11 protein-coding genes and 1 pseudogene are annotated in these 22859 nt (G+C 49.0%); all 12 read left to right on the top strand.

Annotated features, from left to right (window positions below):
* Positions 1-194 precede the first annotated feature (194 nt).
* A complete protein-coding gene (locus PKO02S_RS21830) occupies positions 195-3086 on the top strand; it encodes a PD-(D/E)XK nuclease family protein (protein ID WP_127586145.1) in 2892 nt (963 codons plus the stop codon).
* Positions 3079-6399, top strand: a complete 3321-nt coding sequence (locus tag PKO02S_RS21825; protein WP_127586143.1) for a UvrD-helicase domain-containing protein — start codon at positions 3079-3081, stop codon at positions 6397-6399. Before PKO02S_RS21830 ends, PKO02S_RS21825 begins: the two co-directional genes overlap by 8 nt.
* 388 nt (positions 6400-6787) lie before the next feature.
* Positions 6788-7345: an AlbA family DNA-binding domain-containing protein gene (locus tag PKO02S_RS21820; RefSeq protein ID WP_127586140.1), complete on the top strand. Its 558-nt coding sequence runs from the start codon at positions 6788-6790 to the stop codon at positions 7343-7345.
* Between the two features lie 119 nt (positions 7346-7464).
* Positions 7465-8757: an ATP-binding protein gene (locus tag PKO02S_RS21815; RefSeq protein ID WP_127586138.1), complete on the top strand. Its 1293-nt coding sequence runs from the start codon at positions 7465-7467 to the stop codon at positions 8755-8757.
* Between the two features lie 493 nt (positions 8758-9250).
* Entirely contained in the window at positions 9251-11944 is a 2694-nt protein-coding gene (locus PKO02S_RS21810) for a DEAD/DEAH box helicase (RefSeq protein ID WP_164821596.1), read from the top strand.
* A gap of 212 nt (positions 11945-12156) precedes the next feature.
* Entirely contained in the window at positions 12157-14697 is a 2541-nt protein-coding gene (locus PKO02S_RS21805) for a DEAD/DEAH box helicase (protein ID WP_164821595.1), read from the top strand.
* Positions 14698-14878: 181 nt separating this feature from the next.
* Positions 14879-17116: an McrB family protein gene (locus PKO02S_RS21800; RefSeq protein WP_127586132.1), complete on the top strand. Its 2238-nt coding sequence runs from the start codon at positions 14879-14881 to the stop codon at positions 17114-17116.
* Positions 17097-18308, top strand: a complete 1212-nt coding sequence (locus PKO02S_RS21795; RefSeq protein WP_127586130.1) for an McrC family protein — start codon at positions 17097-17099, stop codon at positions 18306-18308. The genes PKO02S_RS21800 and PKO02S_RS21795 overlap by 20 nt, the downstream gene beginning before the upstream one ends.
* Before the next feature lie 395 nt (positions 18309-18703).
* Positions 18704-19030 carry a nucleoside triphosphate pyrophosphohydrolase gene (locus tag PKO02S_RS21790; RefSeq protein WP_127586128.1) on the top strand — a complete coding sequence of 109 codons (327 nt, stop codon included), beginning with the start codon at positions 18704-18706 and terminating at the stop codon, positions 19028-19030.
* Positions 19014-21458 carry a DEAD/DEAH box helicase family protein gene (locus tag PKO02S_RS21785; protein WP_127586126.1) on the top strand — a complete coding sequence of 815 codons (2445 nt, stop codon included), beginning with the start codon at positions 19014-19016 and terminating at the stop codon, positions 21456-21458. Before PKO02S_RS21790 ends, PKO02S_RS21785 begins: the two co-directional genes overlap by 17 nt.
* Before the next feature lie 156 nt (positions 21459-21614).
* Positions 21615-21887, top strand: a complete 273-nt coding sequence (locus PKO02S_RS21780; RefSeq protein ID WP_127586123.1) for a PBPRA1643 family SWIM/SEC-C metal-binding motif protein — start codon at positions 21615-21617, stop codon at positions 21885-21887.
* A gap of 790 nt (positions 21888-22677) precedes the next feature.
* Positions 22678-22859 (top strand): annotated as a pseudogene (locus PKO02S_RS32930) (group II intron reverse transcriptase/maturase); the annotation flags it as partial.

The following is a 22859-nucleotide window of genomic DNA, read 5'->3' as shown; positions in this document are numbered from 1 at the left end:
TTGGCAATAGAATACAACGATTAGAACGTACATTCGCTGACATCCTTATGCCCCTGGGTGTATGTATAGTAAGAATAAACTCACCTCCATCGACAGATTTCCAACTCCTCCTATCCAATTCCGTTTAATGGAAGGTGTGTAAGTCCATTTCAGCGAATATTAGGTAGAATAAACTATTCGTAAGGAGGCATGCCATGGATCTGATTGATCGGCTGTACCACAAAATCAACGAGGCGACGCTGTCATCGAAGGTGTTATTGGCCGGCTCCTATGCGCAAGGACACCAGCTGCTCGAACAGATCTGCAAGCGTTATGGGGCAATCTTGAACGTAGAGGTACAGACGCTTCACGGAGTATTGACGGCTCATGCAGGGCTGGAGCTGTATCGCAGAAAAACCAGCTTGCTCGATGAAGGGCAGGCTGTATGGATGGTCCGTTCTCTGATGAAGCGGTTGGCCGAAGAAGACTCGGAGAGTTATATCAAGGAATCTATGCTGAAGCCAGGTATCGTGTATCAAGTCCACCGCGCCGTATCAGCCATGCGAATGGCCGGCATTCGATCGGAAGACGTGAGGGTGGAGTCATTTACAAACGTAGAGAAAGGCGTATATTTGCAACGATTGCTCGCTCGATATGAAGCGTACCTTCGTGAGCACAGCCAGACGGACCTAGCAGGACTAACGGATTATGTGAGGCCGGGGGATAACAATACGGTCTATTTGACGCTAACGCCGACCGGTTGGACGCGGTTGGAGCAGCGAATGATCGAGAAGGTGTCGGGGGATCGTCTCTGTTTCTTGAATGCGGAGGTTCCCTTTTACATGAACGACTCTTTTTCAGAAAATAAATTCGCTATGTTCCAGGCAACAGGAAGTTTGGCTGAAGTACGGGAAGGGTTTCGCCGAATGCTTTCGGAGTCTGTAGCCTTTGATCGGACGGAAGTGATCTTGTCAGACTATGAGCATTATGCCCCCATTGTTCATATGCATGCAGAAACGCTCGGAGTCGAATGTACGCTCTCGAACGGGTTGCCAATCGTTTACTGTGCTGCGGGAAAAGCAGCTATTGGAGTATTGGATTGGATCTCGGAAGGTTTCCCGGTCCATAGGCTAGCGGAAATGCTGCGGCACGGCTATTTATCGTTTCCCGATCAGCGCTGGTCCCGGACCGATTGGGTGCGGATGTTGGAGAGGTCCGGTATCGGTTGGGGAAAGGACCGGTATTTGGCTTTGCTGCGTCCGGAGAGGCTAGGCGAGGAGGAGCAGGAGCTAGGGGCGGTCTTGCGTACTTATGTTGAGGATTGGTTCGACGGGATACCCGATGGGAATGAGTGGAATCCGCTGCTGCTGTTAAGGTGGATATCGGATTTTGTGCAGAGCTATACGATTGCCCGGTCGCAGGATGATAGGCATGCAGCGGTAGCGCTCAAGGAGGTTGCGAGTTGTTGCCCAGCCGGTTTGTCTGAGCCTATGGCGATGGACTTGGCTGTCCGATATGTGAAAGAAATGCTGGAAGGCATTCGGATTCGCGTCTCGGCGACACCGCGGCCAGGGGCGATCCATATCAGCTCTTTGCAAAACGGAGGATGGAGCGGTCGGGAGCGGACTTGGATTGCAGGCATGGAGGAGAAGGCTTGGAGTATAACGGCTGTTCAAGACCCTCTTCTCCTGGATCGAGAACGTACGGCTTTGTCAGAGCACTTGGAGCCTGCTCAGGCGCGAGCGAAGCAAGTCAGGAGCGAACGTGAAACGCGATTGGCGCATATCCGGGGCGAAGTATGGCTTAGCTATCCATCTTATGATACGGGAGAGCAGAAGGGCCGAGGGCCGGCATTCGAGATGCTGCAAGTTTTCCGCTTGCATAGGAAGGACGCCATCTTGGATTTCGGCGCAATGGAGCATGCCTTGGGCGAGCCTTGCAGGGTGATGGATTGGAGCCATTCAGCGTGGCAGTCTGCCCCGTTAGACGGGATCGATGCTTGGGCTCGTCTACTGCGGGACGCAAGCGGCGGCAATCGCAAGGACGGATGGAAGGCCATTCATGAGATGTACCCTGCCCTGGCCCAAGGTTACCAAGCTCGAATGCTCCGTCAGGATGAGAGGCTCTCCGCTTACGACGGATGGTTGGAATTGGAGCCAAATGAGGATGCTGGAGAAGATCCGAATCACCCTGCCATTAGTGTTAGTCAGTTGGAGCACTATGCGCGGTGCGGGTTGCAGTACTATTTCTCCTACGTCCTGAAGCTCCGTGCGAAAGAAATCGCGCAGTTCGACCGCAATCGCTGGCTCCACCCGAGCGAACGAGGCTCTCTGCTGCATGATGTGTTCAGAAGATACTTGGAGGACGTTACGAAACAAGGCACGAGGCTCGCCTTACATAACAGGGACCGACTAGTAGGCATTGTAGAACAGGTGATTGCGGAAAATGCACTGTCCATTCCGGCTCCCAATCCGCATGTGTTTGCTAAGGAATGCGAGGAAATCCGGCGGGATGCTGACATTTTTTATCGCCATGAAGTCCGCCAGACGGATCAACCGTGCTTCTTCGAGTTGGAATTGACGACTAGAGAAGGAGAACCGATGGAAATTCAGTTGTCCGGCGATATTCGCATCAAGCTGAAGGGCTTCGTCGACCGAGTCGATCGGATCGGACCTCATGAGTATCGGATTATCGATTACAAGACAGGTGGTACGAGCAAATATAGGGCTTCCGAATATTTCAAGGGAGGGACTCAGCTGCAGCATGCTTTATATTCGATTGCAGTAGAGCAGTGGCTTCATGAAACTGGGACGGACCGCGATGCCAAGGTAGTGGAGGCAGCGTATTATTTTCCGACAGAACGCGGGCGTGGCGAGGTTGTCAGACGAACCCAGAACCGGAGAAATGAGCTAGCTGATCTTATTGCACAGCTGCTGGAATCTCGGAAGAGAGGGATCTATGTTCCAACCAAGGATCCCGCGGCGTGTCGATGGTGTGATTATCAAGCCGCATGTGGAGCCCATTCGGAGTGGATGGCAATCAAGCGAGAGTCGACTGTCAATGCTGCTGTCCTGAGTACTTTGCTGGGGGTGGAAGAAGTTGGATGAACCGAATCTGTTAACAATGCCTGCGGATCAAGCGGATCGGGATCGGATTCTTACCGATTTGAATACGACCTTGCTTGTAGAGGCAGGAGCCGGATCGGGCAAGACGACCAGCCTGGTCGGCAGACTGCTTGCGCTGATCGAGTCCGGCATCAGGGTTGACCGAATCGCCGCCATTACGTTCACTAACAAAGCGGCGGACGAGATGAAGGAACGCTTCCGGCTTGCTCTGGAGCAAACCTATCGGAGGGCCGCAGGCGATGCAATCGTGCGCGAGCGGTTGTCTGAGGCGCTGGGCAATCTAGACCTTATCTTCATCGGAACGATCCATTCGTTCTGCGGGTCGCTCTTGCGCGAGCGCCCGATTGAAGCGGGTCTGGACCCTTCCTTCGAGGAAATGGACGAGGAGAGCGACAAGCAATTCCGAGCGGAATGCTGGGATGAGTACATGTCTGGGCTGGCTGGAGAGGAGCGGCTGCCATTCGAGGAACTCTTGTCGCTGCGCGTGGATATCAACACACTTCGGGATGTGTATGACCGCGTGTCCTTGTTCACCGATGTCGAGCTTCCTTGCGAGGAACGGGAGCGGCCCAGCTTCGACCGGATTCGGGATACGCTGTTTCCTTTGCTCGACGCTGCGGCCCTTTATATCCCGGCGGTCGAGCCGGAGAAGGGCTGGGACACCGTTCAGAAGCTCGTGCGGCAGACGCGCCAGAAGATGGGATACATCGACTTGTCGGATGATATGCGAATTTTGGAAATCGCCAAGGAATTCGACCGCAAGCTCGACGTGACGCTTATCAGATGGACATCCAAAGAACAGGCCGGCGAGATGAAGAAACGATTTCCCGACTGGCAGATTCAAGTGCTTTTTCCTTTCTTGCAGGAATGGCGGGAATATATGTACCCGAAGCTGATTCGTTTCGTCCAGCCTGCTCTTGCTTATGGCGAGGCCCGTCGATACGCTGCTGGCAAGCTGAATTTTCAGGACCTGCTCTTGGAAGCCGCCAAGCTGGTGCGGGAAAAGAGGGAAGTACGGGCTTATTTCGCCGAACGGTATCAGAGGCTGCTTGTTGATGAGTTTCAGGATACGGACCCGATTCAGGCTGAGTTGATGTTTCTGCTCACAGGGGAGTCTGAGGATGGCGTCTGGGAGAAAGATTGGCGACGGCTTACACCACGACCGGGTTCCCTTTTTGTGGTGGGAGATCCGAAACAATCGATTTATCGGTTCCGCCGGGCCGATATCTCAATCTATAACCAGGTCAAAGCGCGGATTCAGGAATGCGGCGCGGTTTTGCGGCTAACAGCTAATTTCCGTTCCGTCCGTTCCATCGGCAGCTTCATTAACGGTCAGTTCGTCGGCAAGCTGCCGCCCGCGGAGACGGAGCATCAAGCTGCATTCGTGACTATGGATACACACGCGCACGATCCCAAGGGCAATCGCAATATATCGCATGGCGTCTATGTTCTGAGCTACCCGAAGATTCCGGGAGGGAAGGCGGCCGTCGCTCAAGCGGATGCCGAGCAAATCGCGAACTATATTTCCTGGGCATGCACAGGTGGTAACTTGCAGATTGCGGAGCGGGATGGCGGGCGTCGGAATGCGGTTTCGAGTGATTTCTTGATTCTGACGAAAACAAGGGAGTTCATTCATCTTTACGCCGAGCAGTTGGACCTGTATAACGTCCCGGCAGATACTTCAGGCAGTACGACGATCTATGAGGAGCTTGTGGCCTTGTGGCAGCTGGCTCGGTATCTGGAGGATGCCGCTGATAAACCGGCTTTGCTCGCGGTGATGCGCGGGATGTTGTTCGGCTTGAGCGATCGGCAGTTATGGGCTTATAAGCGGGAGGGGCATGCGTTCTCGTTATTTGGCTTGCCGGCGTCGGAAGCATACGGCGATGAGGCACGGACGGTTGTTAAAGTGCTCAACAAGTTAAGCGTGTATATGGGCTGGGTTCGCACGATCAGCGCGGCGGCCGCGTTCCAACGGATCGTGGAAGATTTGGGTTTGCTGCCCTACGTGTCTACGATGCCGTCAGGCTCGGTTCGCGCGGGAACGTTGGTTAGAATGATGCAATTGCTTCACAGCGATCAGGCGGCAAGCTCCAGTTGGCCGGAGTTATGCCGGTCGGTGGAACGAATGCTCTCCGATCGGGGGATGGAAACCTCCAGCCTCTACGCCGGAGGCAATCAGGCGGTCCGCATCATGAACCTGCATAAGGCCAAAGGGTTGGAAGCGCCGGTCGTGTTCCTGGCATGTCCTTGCGGGGAATCCGACCATGATGCGACCCAAACGATCGATCGGTCCGCCGATCCGGCCGCAGGCTACTTTACGATAACTAGAACGATCGGGGAGTTCAAAACCGATGTAATCGCTCAGCCTCTAGGGTGGGGAGAGATGAACGAACGAGAGCGTGCCTTCTCCAATGCTGAGAAGGACCGCTTGCTATATGTCGCGGCAACACGTCCGAAACAGATGCTGGTCGTCAGCCTGTATCCGGAGCAACCGGCGAAGTGCCCCTGGACGTCGCTTATGGAGGGGATGGAATTGGCGCGCGAGCTCGACGTGCCAGCCTTGGAGCCAGAGCGGCAGACGGAGTTGACGGTGGGGCCGGATTTGGCAGCCATGACGAGAGCCCGGCAACTGAGGCTAGATGCGATCGGTGAGCCCAGCTATGCGGTGGTATCCGTTACCGGCCAGACCAAGGCTGCCGGCGATAAGCCGGAATGGTCCGCAGAGGGCAAGGGGATGGCCTTCGGGAGCGTCGTTCACCGGGTGATCGAGATGCTGGGCAAGGGGTTGCCGGAAATGGAGCTTGAGGATGCAATTGGGATGCTGGCAGCAGAAGAAGGCTTGGCGGCGGATTATATCGGCGAAGCGGGTCGGCTTGTAAGAACCGTACTGGCCAGCGCTCTCTGGCAACGAAGCCTACGCGCCGATCGTCGCTTGTTCGAGGTGCCGCTGATGATTCGGAAGAACGCGGCAGAAGTGGGCGTGTTTGCCGATATCGGGAATGCCGGATTGGAGGCTGCCGCCGCATCGGAACGTATGGGTTCGGTGGAGCACGTCTACGTTCGCGGAGTCATCGACTTCCTGTTTGAGGAGGAGGATGGCTGGGTCATTGTGGACTTCAAGACGGACAGCGTGAAGGAGGAGACGCTGCCGTCGTTTGTCGACTTTTATCGGCCGCAGGTGCAGGCTTATGCGTCGGAGTGGGAGCGGTCTTTTGGCTATAGGGTGAAGGAGGCCGGGTTGTATTTTGTGCAGTTGCGCCGGTACGAAGCTCTAGTAGAACTGGAAGAGTATTAACTGCGTGAAGTTGTTGATTAAAGGAATTCGGTTGGTTACATAGCGCAAAACTCGTGAAGCTGTTCGACGAGACGAAGCAGAGGCAACTTGTAGAGCTGGTCGCGCAGATCAAGGAGAATGCGGTGAACATTATTGGTTAAACTAGACAGTAAAGATGCAATCTACCTGATTGTAAGGAACGAAGGGGGGCCGCGATCGATTCGCGCCCCCATTTTAATGCTCTTGTTGGTAATATCGTCTGTACTCGACAAACAACGAGAGTATAGACATGTAGACGCAAGCAGTTTGATGACAGGGCACAATAAGGATATAGTATAATTATTATAAATCCCGCAGAGTGCAAGTTAAGCCTGTCAAAGAATTTTCTGAATGGAAAGCAGGGGATACTATGAGTTTTTTGCCAATCAATCTCGATGATTTAATACACACTCGGTCTATTGAGTCCATTCGGGTTGAATATAAGAAGACATGGAATCCAGTAATCATGGAATCTGTAATCCATTCTATCTGTGCATACGCAAATGATTTTTTTAATTTGAATGGCGGCTATATCATTATCGGTATTGAGGAGAAGGAAGGGCGACCTCTTCTTCCCCCCTTTGGAGTAGACGATATCGATTTGGATCAGTTTCAAAAGGATGTACGTGGACAATGCAATCGTTTTATACCGGAGTATCAGCCGCTAATAGTACCGGTTACATATATGAATAAGCAGCTCATGGTCATTTATGCTCCTGCAGGTGAAGCAAGACCTTATCAAGCTCCCGTGGCCGTTAGAGGAGGGGAGAAGGCTTACTACATTCGTCAAGGTAGCCAGTCCGTACACGCGCAGGGCAATTATTTAACGCAACTCCTGCAAATGACCGAGCGTATTCCTTTTGATGATAGAAGAAACTATGAGACTACAGTCGATGATTTGTCCCCTACGTTAGTCAGAAGCTTTTAAGGGACATAAAAAGCAGCCTCCTTGAAGAGTCCAAAGATATTTCGGATTTAGAACTGTACCGTGCTCTGCAGATTATCGCCCCTGTTAATGGACACGAGGTTCCGAAAAATGTAGGTTTGTTGTTTTTTACGAATAACCCGGAGAACATATTTCCTGGCGCGCGTATTGTCATCGCTCAATTCGGGGACGACTCGGGCGGTGATTTTATCGAAGAGAAAACGTTTCGTGGGCCTCTATATGTACAAATTCGACAAGCACTTGAGTATTTGAACAGTTTTAGTACAACGATGATTAGAAAACTGCCGGGACAAGCCGAAACATTAAGAACAGTTGCTTTTCCGTATGAGGCTATGGAGGAAGCTCTTGTCAACGCAGTGTTCCATCGAAGCTATGATGGGGAGCACGAGCCGACGAAAATCATGTTGTATCCGAATCGCATGGAACTTACAAGTTACCCTGGACCAATGCCGGGTTTGCATTTGGAACAGTTTAAAGAGGGAAACCGAGTACCGCGCGTTCCTTTGCGCAACAGGCGGATTGGAGAGTTCTTGAAGGAACTCAGATTGGCGGAAGCATGGGGAACGGGGGTTTCCAAAATCAGGAGACGTATGCGGGAGAACGGATCTCCAGAACCTCAGTTTGAATTTGGCGATACGTACTTTACCGTCATATTGCCTGCCCACCCTCAATATATTGTGATTCATGCCCTTAGAGAGAGTGCTCACTTGTGGGCTGTTGGGGAAAAAAAGCAGGCGTTGGAACATGTAAAAGCAGCCGTACAGCGAGTTCCGCAATCAGGTGCATTAGCAGCGCGATTAATCGAATATACCTCCTTAATAGGGGAAATTAGTGAAGCGGAGCACTATTTGCAAGGGTTTAAACATCAGGAGTACGGTTCTACTGATGGGCATCTACCTTATTTGGCAATGGCGAGAGCCTATCTTGACTTCCAGGATTCCAGAAAAGCCGCTTCTGTACTGGAGCAAGCCAAGCAACCTATTCGTTATGATGAACTGATTGAGTTCGCTGTGCTTCATAAAAGAGCAGGCGATCTTGAAAGCGCGCATCGTTTGTTCTCTGACAATTTTGAGTTCATCCGAGAAGATCCTAAAGCAGTCCATGAGTTCGCCGAAACCAAAATGAAGCTTGCTACGCAACTTCGCAAACGTGGTGGCCGTGCTTCTGACATTCAAACACGGCTTTACAAAGAAGCAGTAGAACTGCTGCGCAGAGTTGTTTTTTTATCCAAAGATGATATGAGAACGGCTTGGTCCTATTTTCATTTGGCTCAAGCGCTATCCAGGCTGCGCTTGCCAGAAACCGAAGTCACGCAAGCGATTGAAAAAGCCATAGCTATACTCCCTCACGAAAACAAATTTAAAGAATGGATACATAACCGCAAGCGGGATTAATGTACCTTTCTCCATGCTCCAGATTCGGTGCCTGCCAGCCCTCTGACAAAGTGTCAGAGGGCTTGATTGCGTTTTGTTTATATGTTAAGGATTGGGGTTATTAGGTGGTTTCAGGAAATGGTTAAGCTACCCAGGGATTACAGGTTCCCAACTGGCGAAAGAGTGTGAAGTGAGTATTCGCGCTGCTGCCCCCGGATTTCTATCCCGCTTATGAGAAAGTGATGGCTACCAATCGCAGCGAACGTCGTCGGAATACGGATGTAGTGGAACAAGTCACAAAGTCGATTCAGTTAGGGAAGCCGGCGTTAGGAGGGATAATCGACTTAGACGACAGTAGTCGTCTTTTTTGTATTCATACAAGGACAAAAGGCCTGGATTGTCGAATTAACAAGAAAAGGATAAATTTCCATTAAGAACATACGTTCCGTGACAAAGAGCTGACTTATAACAATGGTTTAATCATCTCATGAATACACGAAAAGGAGGAATAGTTATGGCATTTCTTAAATGCTCGGAATGCTCCAGTATGCTAAAAGCCATTCAATTATCTCATAAGATCAGCCGGGTGGGGGAGCAGAGAAGTTTGGAGTATTCACCAACTGGGATAAAAATGTCAGACTGGATGCCGGTTAACGAACTTTATTCTGGACTGAGCGATGGGACTTATTGCCCTTCTTGCCATGCGAGTGTCCCTCTAGAGAAGGATGAAAATTCACTTTGTGAGGATGCACGGATACCTGGTGTTTTGAGTAGTGAGTTCTCTTCTCAAGAAGTATTGGGAAAATTAAAAAAGCTTGCTGTCGAAGAGTCGGCAGAAATATATGTGCATTCGATGCCGCCCAAAGAACCTATCTTCGCGGAAGTTCCGGAAAACATTCTAAATCCGGTCAAAGAAGCTTTATTTAGAATGGGTATCTCCAAACTATTTCTTCATCAAGCCCAGGCTGCGGAAGCTGTGCAATCCGGATCCAACGTGGTGTTGGTTACTTCAACTTCTTCTGGGAAAACGTTATCTTATAACTTGCCGATTCTGAGTCAACTTTACGCTAATCCCAGTGCGCGAGCTCTATATGTATACCCAACCAAGGCATTGGCAAATGATCAGTTGGATCAAATGAATCGGTTTAATGCGGCAGCATCAACGTTTCCATCCACATTAGATGCGTGGTTTGAGACTCAGATACAAATAGGCGATCGATCCATTCATGTCGGCAGGTTGGATGGAGATACAGAGAATGGTCCTCGGCAGCGTATTATGGCGGATGCGCAAATTTGGATGACCAACCCTGATATGATTCATTTCTCTATTCTCGGTCAAGTGCAGAATTTAAGGTATGCTTCAGGCCAGCATACTCGACATTTTCTTCGTAATCTTAAATTCATTGTATTGGACGAGATGCATATGTACCGGGGTACATTTGGCAGTCATGTTGCTCTAGTGCTTCGACGTCTGTTGCTTGTATGCCGTGAACTTGGGAACGAACACAGTATTCAAGTAATTACGAGCTCTGCTACAATTGATAATCCGGTTAAACTAGCTCAGGATCTTACTGGACTTGAGAAGTTTACGCTTGTAGACACGGATGGTTCAGCCCATCAACAGAAAGAAATTGTCCTATGGAATCCCGGAATGATGGCAGGCGAACCGTCACGTCGTGCACCATCTACGGATGCTATTTCAATTGCAAAACATACTATGACCATTGATCAAAGAGTAATAAAGAGTATTATCTTCCAGCCATCAAGAAGTCAAACCATGGTGTTCACTCGATACGTAAAGGATGTCCTTCGTCAACCTCTTCGTCTATCCAAAGAAAAGGTAGAGGGGGAAAAACTAGCTGCATTTTACACTGGAATCCTGCCCAATGAAACTCGCAAAAGGATTATTGAGCGCCTAAAGTCTCATGATATTCATGTAATCATTTCAACAAATGCACTGGAGGTTGGGATTGATATCGGCGACCTAAGCTTGGCGGTTCTGGCGGGGTTTCCAGGCTCCAAAGCCGCATTCTCCCAACAGATCGGAAGGGTGGGCCGAAAAGGAGAGGGTGTCGCAATTCTAATCTGGCAGGATGATCCGCTGCAACAGTACTATATGCGAAACCCACAAGAATTCATTAATAAAGCCCCGGAAGTCGTACGAATTAATCCGACCAATCATAAACTTCTTACCTTGCACCTTCCCTTATTAAAAGAGGAAATTGGCCGTGAGGTATTGGAGCAGGATCTGCAACGCATGTTTCCCCAGTTGCACTCTGAAACTATTCGCTCCGTTCTGCAATCTGCTTCAGCAAAAGAAGACATTTCTGAAGTTGCACTCGATCCCAAATTTAGTCTTCGATCGGTTTCAAGTCAGAACTATAACGTAAAAATAAGAGGGCAGAATCAAGCTGTTGTTGATGGTCTGGACGAATGGAGCGCATTGAGAGATTTTCATGAAGGCGCCATATATTGGACACCAGGTGATAGGGCCTATAGGGTCGATTCTATTAATCGCAAGAAGGGAGAAATCATACTGCACCCCATTCATGAATTAACTTATCATACGCAATCAATTTATAAGGATAACATTGATATATTGCAACTGTATCAGAACAAAGACTATGCTGGGGCGAACATGTCATATGGGGAATTGGAAATCAAACGGAGTGTATTTGGATATAAGAAAATTTACTTTGGTCAGAAGCATGAATCGGAACAAGTTCCCCTGGAACGGCCTTATGTGACTAAGTTTGCTCCTGAAGGAACTTGGCTGACCATCTCCGACTCCAACTGGGAATATCTAAGAAATAAAGTGGAGGTGTGGGCTGACGACTTCCGCTCAACAGATGTATTAGCCGAGGCCTCCTTGCATGCCGCTGGCCATGCTATGATTGCGGTTATTCCGGATATGATTATTTGCGATTCGAATGACTTTACAGGTTTCTCAGCGAGTGGGATGACGTCCTTTGCCAACCGACCAGTCATCGGATTTTATGGGGAAAACGGTTCAGGATTGGGGACGATAGAAGCCATCTACGAGCGAATTCCACATGTAATCATACGAGCTCTCGAGCTTATCCGCAGTTGTCCATGTAGTGAAGGGTGCCCAAGCTGCGTGCAGCTTCCTGGAAAAGGAAACCTAGAGTTGTTCAAACCTGGAGCAAAGGTACTGTTGCAAATACTCTCGGAAGGGAAAAGGCAATAATTATGCCGATAATTTGCTCATCATGCGGGAGTATACGCCCATATGGCGACTTCGTCCAAATCAGTTATAAGGCGAATCCGCAAGGTTACTATCGGGAGATTTGTCAGCGCGCCAATGGACTGCGTATTCTGGATTGGCATTCTGGCGTCTCTGAACTTGATCCCAATATGGAACGGTCTGCCGGAATCTATTGCAGTTATGATGGAAGCCCTGTGAGAACTGAAATGTTGATGCCGGAAGAGGCGGAGCTATTAATAGATAGAAGACTCCCCGTTCAGCATACTTTTCAAAGCGACGACCTTGTAAAGGAATTATCAGAGACAAGCATGCGATTCCGAAGCAGTGTCTACATGCATGAAATAGCAGCAGAGCAAGGAGTGTTCAATGAGACCGTATCCTTGTCCAACTGGATGACACGAAAGCTTAAGTCTATGGGAATTGATAAATTGTATGAACATCAAGGGGAAGCGATACATTCCATAAGACAAGGACGCAACCTGGTTATTTGCACCAAGACCGCGTCCGGTAAATCATTAGCCTACAATATTCCCATTATAGAAAAGTTAGTTGCAGATTCTGAGGCATGTGCGCTTTATTTGGCTCCTTTCAAGGCACTAGTAGAGGATCAATTCGCTCACTTGCGACAATGGGCGGATCCTGAAGATGAACGTGGGGATAGTTTCGCGATGGATGGTTTCTGCAGATTGCCGATTAATGGGAAATTGATATCTGCCGGCCTTTTGCATGGTCAGCGTAACGTGCCGGAACACATGAGGAAGGATCAAGCCTCCAGTCTGGTGTTCGCAGAGGGACGATATTGGTTGACTAACGTACATTACTTGCACTTAATTCTTCAAAGCGCGGGGGCGCAATCGGGTAAAGGCCCTCAACTACTGAGATATCTTAAGAATCTGCGTTTTGTGGTTATTGATGAATTGCATCAATATTCCGGATTGCTAGGATCAAAGGTATCGTTGGTCCTACGCAGATTGCGGATGTTGTGCGAGAGACTAGGGAACAAAAATGTCCAGTTTATTGCTTGCTCTGCTACTATTGCAAATCCTAAGCACCTGGTGGAGGAGTTAACCGGGAAGAGGGGGCTGCAAGGATTTCACGAAATATACGGGGCAAAGGCACCGGTTAAACGAAAAAATATATTCATGTGGAATACCGGCCTCGCAGATGATGAACAAAAGAAAAGAGCGGTTGTATCGGATCTGTATGAGATCCTTCGAGCGGTTTATCGAGACGGGCGATGGCCAAGAAGTATAATTTTCTCAAGCAATCGTCAGCAGGTTCAATTGCTTAGCCGCGATTTGAGTATGATAATTCGGACCCATCTAAAAAGTCAAGAAGGTGTAGAGATAGATGATCATCAGGATCTGTTCTTGCCCTACCATGCCTACTTGACACAGGACATGAAGGAACGGACAATTCGAAAGCTCGAACAAGGTGAAATACTTGGAGTCGTCACCACCAGCGCGTTGGAAGTCGGTATTGATGTCAAATGCCTGGATCTTTGCATCTTATTAGGATATCCCGGATCCCAAGCCTCCTTCTGGCAGCAAGTAGGTCGAGTGGGACGAAACAGAGACGGTGTGGTCATCATGATGGTGCAAGAGGAGCCATTGCAACAATATTTCGCTCGAAATCCGACCGCTTTCTTCGATCTTCCACCGGAGTCAGGAGCAATCAACACGAACAATCCGAAACTTCTGAAAGAACATCTCGAGTATGCGGCACATGAGCAGGGGGGAACAATCAACAATGCAATTACATACGTTCGCTCTTCATCCCTGCGTAAAATGCTGTCTGAGACTGACGAGCAGTGGCAGCAAGTTGAAACTAAACTAGTCTATAGAGGGGGTACACCTCGTTATCAACCATTGATCACAATGGGAGAGACTTACATAGTCGTAATCAAAAACGGATGGAACGAAGATATCTTATTTCAGAATGTAGATGGGCGATCTTTGATTCGAGACTATCATGTTGACGCCGTGTTTCTAGGACCAGACAACCGAACCTCTTATAAAGTAAAGTGGGTCAATAAAAAATTCAGGAAAGTGATGGTAGAGCCTATAAGATGCGATTACCATACACGAGGTATTATTCGCGATAGTCTTGAAGTCCATGCTGTTACTCAGCCCGTATCTGACGGAGAACATATCAAAGCAAACATTGGAACCATTTTAGTTAAGCGCAGTACATTTGGTTATAAGAAAATTTTCGCTCACGGGTCTGTACCTCCGGAAACGGTTCAACTTACGGATACATATCCGGTTATATTTCAAACTGATGCTTATTGGCTCATGTGGGATGAGGTAGGAAAACGCAATGTTAGAAGTCTTCTGAAAGAGCTCTTGAAACAAAACGATTTATCTTTTGAGGATCTTTTTGAAGGTAGCATTCACGCTATAGAACATGCGTTGGCTGCAGCAATTCCAGCTATAGTCAAGTGCAGTCATGCAGATTTTCAACACATCTCTTTCTATGCTAGTACAGCATTGTTCGGGATGCCGGGTCTGTTCTTCTATGACAGCCAATCAGGGGGTGGTTCCGGTATCGCGGAAGTTGTCGCTGAGAAATTCGGAGTCTTGCTAGAGAAGGCTGAGCAGATTATTAGTAGCTGTGATTGTTCAGATGGATGTCCTTCCTGCATCCAGTTATTCCAGTGTGAGAGACAAAATGAGCCTCTGCATAAAACTGGTGGATTAATTATATTGGCAGAATTACGGAGAATATGGAAATGAAACGACAGGGAACAGCTGTTGGAGAATGTCCGCGAGGTGAACGTCTTGATTTCAGAAATCTGCAATTCACTTCCGGGTTCTTTCATCCCCTATTAGTCGGGAGAAAGTAAAAGAACTTATTTTTGACCGGTTTAGCAGGTTATACTTTCTGGAGAAAATACCACTACCTTCTGGAGGCCTCATGAACCTATCTGAACTCATTCAAAAAGCTCAGGATTATCAACCGGATCAAGCTCTACTGCAACACAGAAAAGCAGGAGAACAGGCGTTTTTGGAACGGTTTCCTTTTCACTCGTTAAAGGAGATGAGTGTTGAGGAGTATGCGAATACCAAGACAAAGGACAGCTTCATATATTGGCTGGAACGTAAAAACGTAGGCCCGGTCGGTGGGGGTAATGCGTCCAAGTTTGGGATCTACATGTCACAAACCGGCGAATATTGTAAGGGTGCAGGGAAAAAACGAGAAGTTCTATCCGGCGCTGCCTTGCAAACCGAATACGAAAAACTTCGTGATGGAATTCTCCAAGCCGTACTATACGCCAAAGAAGGGCGATTTGAGGAAATTGAGGCTTTGCAGCTTCCATTATTCAATACGGTGTTGTTGGAAATCTTAAATCTTTATGCTCCCAATCAATTTTTCAGGTTATACAGACACGAGATATTAGTAAAGGTAGGGCAGCTTGTTGGGCTGGATCCGTCGTTGTTCGTCCATAAGCATGCTGTTCGTCTCAATCATGAAGTGCTCACAGCTTTAAAACAACAACCTCTTTTAGAAGACTGGACCCATGAAAGGCTGGCAAGATTAATTTGGGACCATTTCGGCGGAAAGAATGAGCTGACGGATGAGCAAAATAATTACTGGTTAGTGGAATACTCGCCAAAGAAAGAGTCATTCAAAGATTTTTACATATCTAATTCCGTCATAGGTTTAAGCGATCTCCATGAGGATCTGTCACAAGTAATTACTTCCGAGTCTTTTGAACAATTTCTTGAGAATCGAATATTAGAGCCGAGGGAGCGAAAAGCGCTTAAGCTATTTTCCCAAATGAAACAGGGGGATACTGTGGCCATCAAATCGACTTACTCCCGTAAGGCTGAAGGTAAGCTTCAGCGGGTACTAAAGGTGGCTGCTGTAGGGCGATTGCTTGAGGATACGGTGGATGGTTACAAGTACGACCCTGTACGAGGGCATCTGTTACCCGTTGAATGGACACATATTAATGATTTGGAATATCCGACATACGGGGGCTTCAGTCAGTCGATTAACCTTGTTAAGGATCTAGGTACCATAAAACATGTCTTTCAACTAAAACCGTTGGAACCGAAGACATTTACAGCCTCGAAACCACAAGAGCTGTTAAATTTACCGCTTAATCTCGCTCTCTATGGTCCGCCTGGAACAGGTAAAACGTACAGTGTAACAGAACGGGCGATGGAACGGATAGACTCCCAGGTATTGGAGGAATTGAAGTCGGATCGTGAGTCCATGCAGGCTGAATTCAGCCGTTTGGTTAAGGAGAACCGGATTAAGTTTGTCACCTTCCATCAATCCTATGCTTACGAGGACTTTATTGAAGGTCTAAAATCCGATGGGCATGGCGGTTTCTTCTGCGAGGACGGTGTAATTAAGCGGATTGCTTTCGAGGCTATGTATGCGGGGCTAAGCCAGGATTACATTCCGTTTAACGACAGAGATTACTTGAGTAGGAAAAAAGCAGTATTGAACGCTCTGGAGGATTGGAGAAAATTTGATTTCTCAAAAGCCTCCCCTTATGTCGTCATAATGGATGAGATGAATCGCGGGAATATTTCCAAAATCTTCGGTGAGCTGATGACTCTATTAGAGGAGGATAAGCGCCTAACGTCCATCAATGAACTGCTTATCGAACTGCCCTATTCCAAGGAAATTTTTGCATTGCCCCCCAATTTGTACTTTATAGGAACCATGAATACGGCGGACCGGTCTATTGCGCTGCTCGATACAGCCTTGAGAAGACGTTTTTATTTCGAGGAGGTTATGCCGGAGCCTGATTTGTTGATGCCTATAGGAGGAATCGACATCAGCGAGATGCTGCGGATCATGAATCGCAGGATTGAAGTATTGTATGATCGGGACCATATGATTGGTCACGCTTACTTTACTCGAGCAAAGTCAGAGCAGGATATTATGGATATTATTGTGAATAAAGTATTGCCTTTGCTGCAGGAATATTTCTATGGGGACTGGGAGAAAGTTGGATTGGTGTTAGGCGGTATTGGAAAGAGCGAAGACGACCCCTATATCGTGTACGAAGAAAAAGTACAAATGCAGCAATTGTTTCGTTCGCCATTAAAGCATCATCTGAAGAGCCTATACCGGGTTAAAGCCAAATTGGGTCAGCAGGAGATCATATCCATCTATGACCATACGTCGGTTTAGAATTCGTGAATCCTATGATTGGGTTTATCGTGATGCGGTTCGACCCGAAGCCTATGAAGCCTTGCTACGTTACTTGGATCAGACTTTCCCGGGTGAAGTCATTATAGAGCGGTTGTATGACAAGCTTCGGTTCATTAATTATGTTGGTTTCATTTATTGCGAGGGCGTCGAATACGAGATTGTCCCTAAAGTGTCGCTCTCCGTTGATGATGGAGAAGGCGCGTTGCTCTCTATGCTGCGCTATGTTGAGGATATGGATATCGCCTTTATGGAGAGAGTTGAGGTTGGGAGAAGGCATACGGATAGCTTGATGGAAGCCTTCTTGCACGCCTTTGTTCAGAGGCTGCTGCAGGAATTGAAGCGTGGTGTTCACAGGACCTATGTGAGTCAAACGGATAATCTGCTTTTCTTGAAAGGGCGTCTTCAAGTATCGGAGCAGCTTCGCGCAGGCGCGAGACAATCATCGTACGCAATCTGTACTTTCGATGAGCATAATGAAGATCATGATTTAAATCGCATGCTGTTAGCAGCATTAAGAGTTGTTCAAAGGGTGATTCAATCCAAATACATCATGGAGATCAATCAGGTCAATGCCCTTTTAGAAAATGTGAGGGAGGTTCACCCCTCCTCAACGAATTTCAAGCAAGTGACGCTCAATCGGCAAAACGAACGGTTTCACGACTTGTCTTATTTTGCTCGAATGATATTGGATCGTGCCGGCTGGATGCAAAGCGGTGTCGACGACACTGCGTTCTCCATGCTCTTCGAGATGAATAAGCTGTTTGAAGCTTATGTGGGACAAGCGTTAGTAAGCTTGCTTGGAGAGGATCGCGTCATACTTCAAGACACAACCAAGCATCTGCTAATCAATATGAAGACCGGTCAAGGCAATATTCTACTCAAACCGGATTTTGTAATTGACGAGTCAATCCTTCTGGATACCAAATGGAAGAGCTGTTCCTATAACGATCGAGTGAACTACTCGCAAGCCGATATTTATCAGATGTATGCATATGTTACATCGTACACGTATGCGGATCGTTGCTTGCTGCTGTATCCTTGGCAGGAGGATGGTATAGAATTGCCGCGATGGCGATTAGCGGAAGGGGATAAAACGATAGAGATGCATGCTGTACGAGTGGATACGGTAGAGCATACGCTCGAGGATTTAGAGGTCTTGTTGATGATGTGATGGTTAAGTGGAATGTGTACTAGAATTTGGCGAATAGAGGTTACATTTGGCTTGGAACAACCTTCAGGTTCTTTTCCATTCTGAAGTCCTTGATCGATGGTACGATGGCTTCGTTTCACGGTAATGAGGGAACGGAGCTCGATGAGGTTTCAGAGAGGCTGAGCGTATCACTTGGAATGGAGCAGTCCGAGATTGTCAGGTTGCTATTGGACCGGAGAAGATCGCTCATGGGTCAATGCGGTTTGTATTCCCGTATCGAAGCGGAGTGATGTGGAATCCTGCCGATTATCGCTTGGTTTACATAGAAGTAGAACTAGTAGAATCAGATGAAAAGGGCGACTGGTGCTATTCGGGGCGAACTGTTTACGGTAGTAGAGCAGAGAAGGGAGCACAGCATGCCCACATACAACAAACTAGTACGAGACAAAATCCCGCAAATCATAGAGTCGAAAGGCAAGCAATGCCGAGCTCGCATACTAGATGAAGCCCAATACTTGACTGAACTCAAGCTCAAGCTGCGGGAAGAAACCGAAGAGTACAACCAAGCTTCCGACAGCACCTCGGCGCTGGAAGAGCTGGCGGATATCCTGGAGGTCGTACATGCCCTCGCAAGTGCACATGGAGCCGACTGGGATCAGCTAGAAGCCTTGCGGATTCAAATAGCGGAAGCCCGTGGGGGCTTCAAGGACAGGGTGTGTCTAATCGATGTCGACGAAGCTTAATGTCAAGCTGATTACCAGGAACTTGGCTGACGAATTGGTAGCCGGGATGCAGAATGCATCCGGTATTTACATCATGACTTCTTTCCTCATGCAATCGGGGGTGAAGCTGCTTGCCCCCCACTTGAAGCGTGCGCTTGACCAAGGAGCCGAGGTTCGGGTATTGGCGGGCGACTATTTGTTCGTGACGGAGCCGGAGGGGCTGGCCGCCTTGTATGAGCTTGATCCCCGGCTGGAAGCAAGGCTTTGGCGCAGCATGGGAACCTCGTTTCACCCGAAAGCTTACTTATTCGACTATGAGAATGGCGAGGGTTTGCTCATTGTAGGTTCTTCCAACTTCTCCTTATCGGCATTCAAGCTAGGGATGGAGTGGAACCTAGCCATGAATGCCCAAGTGGAGCCCTATACGTTCCATATGGCATTGGAGCAATTTATGCACAATTTCTACCATCCCCATACAAGGCCTTTGAATCATGATGTAATAGCCATGTACGCGGAGGAGTATCGGTTCTGTCATCTCCATAATCCGGAGCTTAACCGCATTAAGGGGTTGGAGCTGGAAGAATCGGGTCAATCGCTCGCAGAGCAGGATTTCTCTATAGAAGCTGCGATTCCGGCAACTGTAAGTACCATCAAGCCTAGACCGGCTCAAGAGGCGGCGCTCGAGGCTCTGGACAGGACGCTGGAGGAGCAATACGACAAAGCCATGGTCATCATGGCGACCGGACTCGGCAAGACTTACTTGGCTGGGTTCTTTGCGCAGAAATTCAACCGAGTGCTGTTCGTTGCGCATCGCGAAGAAATTCTTGTCCAGGCGCGTCGGTCCTTCGCCCAGATCTTGCCTCACAAGTCATTCGGTCTCTATAACGGCATGCATAAAGAAGGTGAGGCGGATTGCGTGTTCGCCTCTATCTACACGCTCGGACTCAAGAAGCATCGAGAGTCGTTCTCCCCCGAGGCTTTCGACTTGATTGTCGTTGATGAATTTCATCATGCCGCCGCCCAGTCGTACATGTCGGTCATTCAGCATTTCAAGCCGCAATTTCTGTTAGGCATCACGGCAACACCCGATCGTTTGGATGGAAAGGATGTGTACGGGCTGTGCGACGGGAATGTGGCCTATCAGATCCGTTTCATGGAGGCGATTCGGAGGCAATGGTTGGCTCCGTTTCACTACTTCGGCGTCTACGATGAGACGGATTACACGCAGATTCGCTGGTTGGGCACGCATTACGATGAAGAGCAGCTGCTCGCGGCGCAAATGAAGCTTACTATGGCGGAGCGTATAGTTGAGGCATGGGTGCGGCATAAGCAAACAAGAACGCTTTGTTTCTGCTCGTCCATCCGTCAGGCGGACTTTCTGGCCTCCTGCTTCCGTGATCGAGGTGTGAGGGCAGTAAGCTTGCATTCAGGTACAGTGGGAATTACAAGGGAAGAGGCGATTGTTCAGCTAACGGACGGGCAACTGGAGATGATCTTGACCGTGGATCTCTTCAATGAGGGGGTGGATATTCCTGCCGTCGATACGCTGCTATTCGTCCGACCGACGGAATCTCTGACTGTGTTCACCCAACAGATCGGACGAGGACTGCGGATCGCCGCAGGGAAAACGCATTGTGTGATCATCGACTTAATCGGAAATTACCGAAATGCAGATGCCAAGCTAAGTTTATTCGCGTCAGAGGAACAAGATCAGGGCGTCGGCAAGAAGAATAGAACGGCAGCGATCCCGGCCCTATCGTCGGACGTAGGGACTCTTCAGCTCGATACGCAAGTCATCAACCTGCTGGAAGAGCTGAGCCGGAAGCGAATGCCGCGCAGAGAGCAGCTCCATTGGGACTTCCTTGATTTGAAAAATGAGCTTGGCCGGCTGCCGACTTATCTCGAGCTTCACTTGCAGGGAAGGGCCGATAGCCGGGAGTATCGGTTCGAATTTGGTTCCTTGGTTGGCTTTCTGAGCTGGGGCGAGCTGTTGAGCGAGCGGGAAAGCCTCATTTATCACAAATACGAGAGTTGGCTACGAGATGTTGAGGAAACCGAGATGGCGAAAAGTTACAAAATGATCGTCCTGCTCTACATGTTGGAGCGCGGGGCTGATCATTGGACTAACCCCGTAACTCCGCAGGAGGTCGCAGTATTCTTCTACAACTTTTTGATGGAGAAGGAGTATAGGAAGCGCATAGACTTCTCGGATAAAAAGTCTATGCAATTGTGGTCTTATAACGCACTGAAGGTCAGCCAGTTGATCGCGAGCATGCCGATGAGCAAATGGGGCTCGGCTATGGACGGTATGACCCGGTTCGAGAACGGCGTATTTTCACTGAACATGGAAGTGGCTCCGGAGGATGCTGCAACCTTGCATCGCTGGACGTACGAGATTTGCTTGTACCGACTGCATTTGCATTTTGAGAGGCGGGAGCGCCGAGGTTAAGCTGCTTCAGGGTCGGAGTGGCAAAAGGTCGGTTTCTTGCCGAAAACATGCCGAGAGTGGCGCCTTGACATGATGCGTTGTGATCTAATAGATTCGGGTCGGCCTCCATCGGCCATATAAGCATTTTAGCAAATCAATGTAATAGGAGATATTATAATGGTGAAATTGGGAAATAGCAAAAAACCGGCAATCGTTAGAGTGGCTACAGAGGAAAGAGCGCAAGAAATTTTTGAACTATGTGAGAATAACGGTTGGAAGGTAGTCATCGGTATTGAACCTGACCAAACAGAGGATATCTCGGATGTACAGAGGCTGCTAGGGGTGAAAGTGAAAAATACCAAGACGATCACCGTCGGTCATTCCCAGGGTCGTAACGATCCTTGCGCTTGCGGTAGCGGCTTTAAGTATAAGAAATGCTGTGGAAAGTAATACGTTGCACCGTACAGGATTTCAAATGAAAGGAAGAGACCTCCACATCGCATGTGGAGGTTTTTCGTGCGCTTGGCAGCGCATCGTACTTACGGGTGAAAGTCCCGAGCGCACCGCGAGGTGGCGGAAGCGCATAGCTGACCCGTAGTGCTCTGGCCGCGAGGCAGGGTGCGGAGGACGGGAAGGCAAACTTCGGAACAGGCGGCAAGAACCATGTGGGCTGGCGAAGCGGGATGACTCTGCGAAAAAAGAGGATGTCCAATACCACCCGTAGCTTCGAAAGTTAAGAGGACTGGGTTCGAAGGAAAGGCGATGACGTGACCCAAGGAGGGCTCATCGTCCCTGCAGTAGCAGTAACCTGTGCACAAGGCTGCGAAAGCCAAGGCATGGCTATGGAGGGTGAGCAGTCATACGAAGGGATAGTAGTGAAAAAGCCTGCAGGAAAAGCCGCAATGGCAGGTGAACCGGCGCAGGAGTCGCCGGTGCAAGCTCCGACCCAAAAGGCGGGGACTTGGTGCGAAGCCCGGAACCGTGGAAGAAAAGCAAACCGACCGAGGAACCTGGAATGAACCAGACAGAAGCCGGGGAGCCAAGAAGTGCGTAGAACCGGGGCCGAACAAACGGGTAGGCCGTCTGGGGCGGAGTACCAAGGAAATCCGGAAACTGCCGAAAGGCTAGGACAACCGGAAAGACCAAAGGGAAGGAACCGATCATGGAGGACAAGCCGAGGCAAGGAAGCTTTCGTGAGGGAGCAAAGAGTGGATCCAACAGACGAAGATGGTACAGCCTGATGGATAAAATTTGGGCGATGCCAAACCTGGAGGAAGCCTTTAAGGAAGTCAAGCGAAACCGGGGAGCAGCAGGAGTGGATCGAGTAACCATAAAGGAATTCGAGTCCGAGTTGGAGCATAACTTAAGAATGCTTCAACAAGCGTTGCAGACGAAAACGTATACGTGCAAGCCGGTAAAACG

Source organism: Paenibacillus koleovorans NBRC 103111, from assembly GCF_004000845.1.
Lineage (GTDB): Bacteria > Bacillota > Bacilli > Paenibacillales > NBRC-103111 > Paenibacillus_AA > Paenibacillus_AA koleovorans.
Note: the sequence above shows the minus strand (reverse complement) of the source record. Positions and strands in the feature narration are given on the sequence as shown.

What these genes read in the sequence shown, in the direction of transcription:
- PKO02S_RS21795 (WP_127586130.1), top strand. Translation starts at nt 17,097, where the DNA reads ATGACCATACGTCGGTTTAGAATTCGTGAATCCTATGATTGGGTTTAT.
- PKO02S_RS21830 (WP_127586145.1), top strand. Translation starts at nt 195, where the DNA reads ATGGATCTGATTGATCGGCTGTACCACAAAATCAACGAGGCGACGCTG.
- PKO02S_RS21800 (WP_127586132.1), top strand. Translation starts at nt 14,879, where the DNA reads ATGAACCTATCTGAACTCATTCAAAAAGCTCAGGATTATCAACCGGAT.
- PKO02S_RS21810 (WP_164821596.1), top strand. Translation starts at nt 9,251, where the DNA reads ATGGCATTTCTTAAATGCTCGGAATGCTCCAGTATGCTAAAAGCCATT.
- PKO02S_RS21785 (WP_127586126.1), top strand. Translation starts at nt 19,014, where the DNA reads ATGTCGACGAAGCTTAATGTCAAGCTGATTACCAGGAACTTGGCTGAC.
- PKO02S_RS21790 (WP_127586128.1), top strand. Translation starts at nt 18,704, where the DNA reads ATGCCCACATACAACAAACTAGTACGAGACAAAATCCCGCAAATCATA.
- PKO02S_RS21820 (WP_127586140.1), top strand. Translation starts at nt 6,788, where the DNA reads ATGAGTTTTTTGCCAATCAATCTCGATGATTTAATACACACTCGGTCT.
- PKO02S_RS21780 (WP_127586123.1), top strand. Translation starts at nt 21,615, where the DNA reads ATGGTGAAATTGGGAAATAGCAAAAAACCGGCAATCGTTAGAGTGGCT.